Here is a 7,959-nt window from a genome sequence, read left to right as displayed (position 1 = left end):
ATGCGAAGCCACAACATCTGGTCGCTCCGAATATCGCACCAATGGATATGGATTCCATCCTTTATTGATAATCGTCTCCTCTAATTGCTTGTCGGCCAGTGGAATCCCATCCAGATTAACACTTTTAATTTTGTCTCGTACAGTATTAACCATGACCTTATCCACAATATCATCGATGTAGCCCAAGCATACATCTGTTCGGGTTCGTCGCCCTACTTGCATAGCCTCAAATTTAAGTCCAGGATCGCGCAAGCGCCGGCGTACCAGACCTACATTTGTAAGCATCGTTTCCGTAAACCCGTCACGTGCACCGCGCACGACTCTCTCTAAGGAAGGTTCCTCGGGACTCCGTACGGGATAATTACGGGTATCAAGAATAACAGAAAAACGCTCGCCTTCCATAAAGAAGGCACTTAATCCCGTCAGCACCTTATTTACGACAACGGACATCTTATCTGTCTTCTCCACCTGTATATGTGGAATAAAATTTTCAAAATACGCTTGTAGTCCTTCTGAAGTCATGTCACCCGGCCTCAGATAGGTGAGCCGCTTTAGCACCTCAAGCATGATCTGATCCTTGGCAAAGCTATTCAGAAACAGATACCCGATATGGCGTCCCCCTGTTGTCATTTCTCTGAGTACAACATCAAAAGTTTCTCCCAAACCCAATACCATTTTAAGGGTTTCACGATTTTCCTCCATCTTAGGCGAAATATCGTCCTCAATCTGCCAATAACGTATGGATTCCTCTACATTATCAGAATGCTCGCTTTCTTTTTTGTGCTTAAGATGGGCGTCTTCCTGCTCCTGCTCTTGCTTCCGGGAGCCCGAACTTTCCCCGTCAGTATCATGTTCCCTTCCCATTGCTCCGTCTTCATGATGTTGCTCCTGCTGATCCTGCTCCGTTCTATGATCCATATCTCTTGCCCCCTTCTCTTTCACTATTAACGGTTGTATACAAACCAATCAAATAAGGAACCCATCACCTTGCCAAGCACCATTGCCATTAACAGACCGAACATGTATACGGTCATATGAAGTCGCTTGGCCAGTATCGGCAGGAGATTTAGTACCTCTGTTAGAGCCGCGGCGAGCAAGCCAATAAACACTCCGCAAAATAACCCAGGTATCCATGTAAACATGGCCGGTAACGGCAAACAGATGTTCCAAAAATCAGCCACGGTTCCCACCACTGAACCTAATATCATTGCCTTTTCGTATGCACGCGATTTTTTGTACGTTCGGGTAAGTTGCGCTAATCGCGGCATGATATCCAGCACAATAAAAAAGGCAATCACACCGCTACCTATCGCCAGTCCCCCAGCAATGCCCAAAATAATCTGAAGTGCGGCCTGTATAAATATCATGGTTCCTTATCCTTTGTCTGCAGACGAGCCATCTTTTCATACTCCTCTGCCACAACATACTGATCCACATTCTCCTGATAGAGATACATTTCCACCTCCAGTGGCGTCGGCTCCTCATTCCATTTTTTCTTGAACAAGTGATTAAAAAATACGATCATGCCAAAGCCGATGCCGAATGAGTAAGCAATTTGGAACAAGTACGGATGTTCATCCTTTTGTCCCGTAATCATTTCCACAATCCGAACCTGTACCTGCATCATGTTAACATCAGCATGAAAGTTCATAATCGTCAGCGCAGAGCCAAAAAACAGAAGCAGCCACACCAACACAAACAGTATTTTGGATGGCTTACGGGGTCTCTCCACGATTTCCACAAGCACATGCGGTTTCCCAAGAGATTCAACTACGACTCCCGGAATGTGGTCTCTAATTTTTGATATGATCTGCAGCATGTCTACCAGTATCAGATTCCCGTCCTGCTTCTGCGGCCGCTTGAGAACAAGTCCAAGCAGATCCTTTTCCCATTCAGGATCCGCCAGCAGATGGGCTACATCGCCCAAATGTAGGTCCTGACCTTGGATCATGCGCACACGGCTGCGAAGCCGCAAGTAGACAATAGGAGCCACTGTAGGAGCCGGACTGTGATTCATCCGATTCCCTCCTTATCCTCGTAATTACCGATTAGTATGGAACGAAGCAAGCAAACCTATTCTGTATATTTGTCTTTTGTCACACGCAAAAAAAGAGTACTCCCCGCCATTAAAATGGCTTTGGACTACTCTTTAGAATGCGTTAGTATAAGGTTTTCACTCACTAAATCCTGTCCTCATTATTGGGCAATCTGATCGCGGATTAGCTGTAAAATCTTTTTTTCCAATCGTGATACCTGCACCTGCGAAATACCTAGACGACTTGCAACCTCTGATTGAGTCTGGTCCCGGTAATAGCGCAGGTACACAATCAATCGTTCCCGCTCCGATAATCCGTCTATAGCCTCATTCAGTGCCAGCTTGTCAAACCATCTTTCCTGGGATTCATCAGCAATCTGATCCATCAGTGTAATCGGATCTCCGTCATTTTCAAATACCGTTTCGTGAATGGAGGTAGGAGGCTTGTTAGCCTCCTGCGCAAAAACAACATCTTCCGGTGTCACTCCCAGCTCATCAGCAACCTCCTTGACGGTAGGCAGGCGATTAAGCCGTTTGGATAGCTCGTCCTTCATTTTGCGGACCTTATTGGCTGTTTCTTTTAAAGAGCGGCTAACCTTGAGTGTACCGTCATCTCGAAGGAAGCGTTGAATCTCACCGATAATCATCGGAACCGCATATGTTGAAAATTTGACATCGTAGCTGAGATCGAATTTATCCACCGATTTTAACAATCCGATGCAACCAATTTGAAAAAGATCGTCAGGTTCATACCCCCGGTTCATAAAGCGCTGCACGACAGACCAAACGAGCCGGATATTACTATTGACCAGTGTCTCACGAGCATCATTGTCACCAGATTGGCTCAGTGCAATAAGCCGCTTGACTTCTGTATCCTCCAAATAGCTGTGCGAAGTCTTTTTTCCTCCTGCTTCCATAGGATCAACTCCTAATTATATAAAGCTTTCTTGGATTCAATCCTTTTCTTCATCCGGACCGACGTGCCTCCGCCCGGCTCACTGACTGCTTCGAACTCATCCATGAAATTTTCCATAATTGTAAAGCCCATGCCGGATCGCTCCAATTCTGGCTTGGACGTGTAGAGGGGCTGCTTGGCCAGCTCTAGGTCCTCAATTCCCCGTCCTGCGTCCTCAACGACCAACGTAATTACATCCGCTTCAATTCCGACTTGAATTGTTACGACACCCGATGGATCGCTGTCATAGCCGTGAATAATACTGTTTGTCACCGCTTCAGACACAACGGTCTTCAAATCGCTAAGCTCATCCATTGTAGGATCAAGCCTGGAAATAAAGGCCGCCACAGCCACGCGGGCAAATGCTTCATTTTCCGATTTGGCGGCAAACTGCAAGCTCATGAAATTGTTCCCCGTGCCTTCTCTCATGACACAACCTCCAGTTCCGTGAGCGCATTTCCCTCGTTGTCATATATGGGCATGATTTTAAACAAGCCTGACATATCCAGCAGTCGATGAACCGGCGGATTGACATCACAGACTGCCATTTTCCCGCCCTTTTGCTTGATCAGTTTGTATCGTCCCAAGATAACACCTAGGCCGGAACTATCCATAAACTGAAGATTCTTCAGGCTGAGCACGATATGCTCGCATTGCCGGCGCTGAATCGCCTCATCCATTTGCATACGGACCATATCCGACGTATGGTGATCAAGTTCACCAGACAGCCTAACAATAAGTACCCCCCGGTGATGCTCCATTTCAATTTGCAGGTTCATGCTTACTCACTCTCCTCCCGGTCTTGGACAAGGATTTCTACGTAATCGCAGACGATTCCTGCCCTCCGACAAAACTAGAAGAAAACCCCGTAAAATCTACAAAGAAAATAGATTCGACATGGTACGTTTAAACAATTTCCACCAGCCGGCCTTTTCGATCGCCACAGGCGAAGTGATATTGAACTCCTTCAGACGTTTTCCATCCTGATAAACAACCAGCTTACCAACAGGATCACCCACCCGAACAGGAGCTTTAAGACTTGGGGACAGTTGCAGCTCGTGACGCAGCGTTTGCTTGTTGCCGCCTTTTTTCACCAGCACACTATATGAACGATCAGCCTGAATTTCCAGTTCTGGTAATACACCTTTTTCAACTTTTACACTGCCGAGCTTTTCACCTGGCTTATATATGGATTTCATCGTATATTGCGAAAACGCATAGTCGAACATGGAAGCTACTTCATTATTGCGTATCTTGGTGTTCGGTTCACCCAGTACGACAGCTACGACGCGTAGGCCATCACGCTTCGCCGTGGCGGAAAGACAGAACTTCGCTTCTGACGTATAGCCTGTTTTCAGACCGTCTGCTCCCGTATAGAAGCGAACAAGCTTATTCGTATTCACCAGCCAAAAGGGCTTGACCGAGGATTTGCGCAAATAGTCCTGGTAGGCTCCCGTATATTTCGTAATATGCGGATACTTCAAAAGTTCCCGGCTCATAACCGCAATATCGTGCGCAGAGGAATAGTGATTTTTTACGGGTAAACCGTTGCAATTGGCAAAATGCGTATCTTTGAGCCCAAGCTGCTGCACCTTGGCGTTCATCATCTCGACAAAAGCCTGCTCAGACCCTGCAATTTTTTCAGCCATCGCCACAGAAGCGTCGTTGCCCGAAGCCATTGCAATTCCCTTCAGCATCTCATCGACCGTCATTTCCTCACCCGGCTCCAAGAAAATTTGCGAGCCTCCCATTGAAGATGCATACTCACTTGCCCGCACTTTATCGGTCAGCTTGAGTTTGCCATCATGAATGGCCTCCATTGTCAGCAGCATCGTCATGATCTTGGTGATGCTTGCTGGAGGAAGCTTTTCACGACTGTTTTTTTCATAGATAACTGTGCCAGTATCTGCATCCATCAAGATCGCCGAAAGAGCCTGGGGAGCCAGCTGAGCTGCTGATCCTTCGTTGGTTTTGCCTTCAGGTCTGCTTTCTTCGGCCCAACCTCCGACAGGGACGGCAGTCAAGGCTATCAGACAAGCCAGGATGAACGCCACCACTTTTTTCTTCACAATCGGTTCCCTCCTCAACATATTGGCGTATAGCACCGGAGCCCATTTGCTAACCTCTCCGATCTATTCGCGTGCTGCTAACCATTGTCGTCAGAATGAAAGAAAAATATTCCATATGAATAAAAACGCAAAATAGCACCAAGCTGAGTCAGCATGGCGCTATTTTCCAATATATAAACGACACAACATATATCGACTGTAAAATGATCTATAAAAAACGTTTAAAGTCGGCTAACGGTAAGATATGCAATACCTCCACCCGGTAAAATATCCACTGCGTTTTGACTAAACACCCGTATATCAATAAAAGAATTCGCTTCGAGTCTAAGTTCCATTGCTCCACTCAATGCACCATAGTTCCGTCCGCCAATCACCCTGTCATCGAGATAAGCATAGGCAGAACTTCCGGCAAGCTGCTCATCATTCAGATGAAGCGCCATCCGTGTCCGGTTGCCATCTATCTGGGGATCGGTCGAGATGTAGACTTGTATTCTGTATTTGCCAGCTCGCTTGGCGCGCCATCGACTATTCGATGCGTCGAATTCGGTCAATTCATCATGGTTGATTTGATCGAACTTCACTTTCTGCCAGCTACCTGCAGGGATATTTTGCCTTGAACCGAGGTAGGCTTTGACAAAGGTTTCATTTAAATGCTCGATACCGTTATTCGAATACTTCTCGACGAGCAACAAAGCTTGCCCTGTCCCATTATTCTCCTCATAACGATGATTGCTATAGCTAAAATCCAAATGTGAACGAAGTGTCACCTGCTGTGTGGAGGAGCTGCCTGAGAAACAAATAAGCTGCTTCAAATTACGGGGATACCCGCCCACCTCGTCCACCAAAACTTTTTTACCAATGACCACGTCCACAAAATAGTTACACACAGCTTGGGTGTCCTCGTATTTGTCTGCTATCGCCAAAATAGAGTCGCGCAAGGCAACATTTTTGGTTTCTTTGGTAGCACCAATTTGTATAAAAGAAGGTACTGTTGTCTTGTGTTCTCTGCTTAATCCTTCGAACCAGCAGCCTAAAAATTCTGCATTCATAAAATCATTTATTAGAATGGGAATATCACTGGAGCTCCCATCCTTAATGTGCTGGCTAGCCATAAATCTCGCCCCGTTAGAGCTGTTCAGATCCAAAGCTGTATCGTTCCCGAGTGTAAAAAGTGCAATGCTTGTAAACTGTGAACTTCTGTTCTGCAAGTGAATCCCTGTTTTATTGTAATTAATCTCCGTGCATTTAAATAAGTTCACGTCACTTTCATAGCCCCAAAAAGCCGTTTCAAAATGCTCAATTAGCACATTATCCAGGACAACGCCTCCGCCTTTCCAATCCTGAATGCCCATTGTACCTTTGCCATAATATCCACGCTTCACAGACTGCGAAAACGGATTATTTAAGGTGGCTGTATCAGTCCCTTCGTACCGGATCGATAAGTCATGGAACTGCACATTTTGGTAGCCACTAAACGATGATAGACTTTCGTCTCCAATTTGGAAACAAGGACCGGTGCCATAATATTCAATCGACGTAACTCCCTTACCTTGTCTATACCTCCCCTTATGAATGCCAAAAATGCGCACACCCTGCTTCCGAACTTGAAGGGTAGATGTTATTTTGTATCGACCACTGGGGATGTGAAGAATGGAGTAATCGGGGGTCTTGTTAATCAATTCTTGCAAAGCTGCCGTGTCATCTTGAATACCATCGCCAGCAGCTCCAAACCAGCTTACGTTTATACTGCGTTCCACGAATTCATTTTCAATGGCTTTAAAATTGTCATTTAATTGCTGAGGCGTTAATTCTTTGCCCGCACCACTCAAATTCAACTTCAATTGTTCTGTAAAATGATCTGCCACCCAAACACCCCCATGTTTAAAACGTGAAAAACGCCTTCAGACAATGCCGAAGAATTCTTCATTTTCTCGGCATGGACTGAGTATATGCATCATGAGGCTTGCTCTAGGATCGATAAAAATGAAAATAATAATTTTATTATGATTGTACAAGAAGATACATTTTGTATATTATAGATACATAACGTATCTAGGCGGTGAAACCGTGAAACACATACTCACAGTAGCCGGTTTAATGGCTTTCTCGATTCCCTTTGCCTGTCAGGGTTTGTCCCCCAGGGTGATCACGATTTCCCTGCTTATCTTATTGTTCAGCTATGCTATGCTTCTACCTTCACTCAAGTCATTAATCGCAACCCTGGCTGATAATCCGTTGCTGACTTTACTCATGATGTACATTGCCGCTTCCTGTTTATGGGCTGAACAAGAGCAGACCTCTTCCTTGCTCATGGTTCTCAAATTTGTTGCCTTCTCCACCTTTGGGCTCTATCTGGTCACCCATTATACAACTCAGGGCTGCATACGCCTTTTAGTCATTACATTAAGTATCCTGAGCGTACTCAATTTACTCGCCGTTGTGCTCGTTCCTTCCTTCGCCATTCATGGCGGTGTAGAACATACTGGACTGTGGAAAGGAATCTCCGGTCATAAAAATACACTCGGAACCCTCTCGCTGTTAAGTTTTGTTGCACATGTTATTTATTTTTTCAGGGGCACACGTAAGGCTTTGCATATCGGCTTCATCTTACTCAATGCCTTATTGCTCATCAAATGCCAGTCCACCACCTCATTGGTGCTGACATCCTCACTCTTCGTATTTATTTTGTTCATATTGCTATTTAAAAGAATGCGAAGCATCGCATTGCGGGGGTTCTTTCTGAGCTGTTCCTGCTTACTTGTTCTTTTGGGTTTGACCCTTACCTTTACTTATGGAGATGCGATTGCCTCGGAATTTGGAAAAACAACAACCTTAACCGGAAGAACGGAAATCTGGCAGGGAATTGATGGTGCTATTCAGAGCCACTACTGGTTCGGCCA

General features: G+C 45.6%; 9 protein-coding genes. 1 reads left to right on the top strand and 8 read right to left on the bottom strand.

What is annotated here, in order from left to right; translation table 11 throughout:
* The 8 genes from AC5V8P_RS20835 to AC5V8P_RS20800 all read right to left on the bottom strand — a co-directional run.
* Positions 1–918 (bottom strand): spore germination protein (locus AC5V8P_RS20835; protein ID WP_495473820.1); only part of this gene is annotated, 918 nt, incomplete at its 3' end.
* Positions 919–944: 26 nt separating this feature from the next.
* Positions 945–1,367 carry a stage V sporulation protein AB gene (locus AC5V8P_RS20830; protein WP_063213530.1) on the bottom strand — a complete coding sequence of 141 codons (423 nt, stop codon included), beginning with the start codon at positions 1,365–1,367 and terminating at the stop codon, positions 945–947.
* The gene (locus tag AC5V8P_RS20825) at positions 1,364–2,017 is read right to left on the bottom strand and encodes a stage V sporulation protein AA (protein WP_064796374.1); all 654 of its coding nucleotides are present in this window, start codon (positions 2,015–2,017) and stop codon (positions 1,364–1,366) included. The genes AC5V8P_RS20830 and AC5V8P_RS20825 overlap by 4 nt, the downstream gene beginning before the upstream one ends.
* 179 nt (positions 2,018–2,196) lie before the next feature.
* Positions 2,197–2,952, bottom strand: coding sequence for an RNA polymerase sporulation sigma factor SigF (sigF, locus tag AC5V8P_RS20820; RefSeq protein ID WP_063213532.1), 756 nt, complete (start codon positions 2,950–2,952; stop codon positions 2,197–2,199).
* 11 nt (positions 2,953–2,963) lie between these two features.
* Entirely contained in the window at positions 2,964–3,419 is a 456-nt protein-coding gene (gene spoIIAB, locus AC5V8P_RS20815; protein WP_064796373.1) for an anti-sigma F factor, read from the bottom strand.
* Positions 3,416–3,769: an anti-sigma F factor antagonist gene (gene spoIIAA, locus AC5V8P_RS20810; protein WP_013310782.1), complete on the bottom strand. Its 354-nt coding sequence runs from the start codon at positions 3,767–3,769 to the stop codon at positions 3,416–3,418. Before spoIIAA ends, spoIIAB begins: the two co-directional genes overlap by 4 nt.
* A 96-nt stretch (positions 3,770–3,865) precedes the next feature.
* Entirely contained in the window at positions 3,866–5,059 is a 1,194-nt protein-coding gene (locus AC5V8P_RS20805; RefSeq protein ID WP_063213533.1) for a D-alanyl-D-alanine carboxypeptidase family protein, read from the bottom strand.
* 221 nt (positions 5,060–5,280) lie between these two features.
* Positions 5,281–6,924: a glycosyl hydrolase family 28-related protein gene (locus AC5V8P_RS20800; RefSeq protein WP_063213534.1), complete on the bottom strand. Its 1,644-nt coding sequence runs from the start codon at positions 6,922–6,924 to the stop codon at positions 5,281–5,283.
* A 202-nt stretch (positions 6,925–7,126) separates the two neighbouring features.
* Between AC5V8P_RS20800 and AC5V8P_RS20795 the strand changes: the two genes are divergently transcribed.
* Positions 7,127–7,959, top strand: an 833-nt coding sequence (locus AC5V8P_RS20795) for an O-antigen ligase family protein (protein WP_495473819.1), incomplete at its 3' end; no start/stop codon positions are given.

Source organism: Paenibacillus sp. N119s (genome assembly GCF_059447605.1).
Note: the sequence above shows the minus strand (reverse complement) of the source record. Positions and strands in the feature narration are given on the sequence as shown.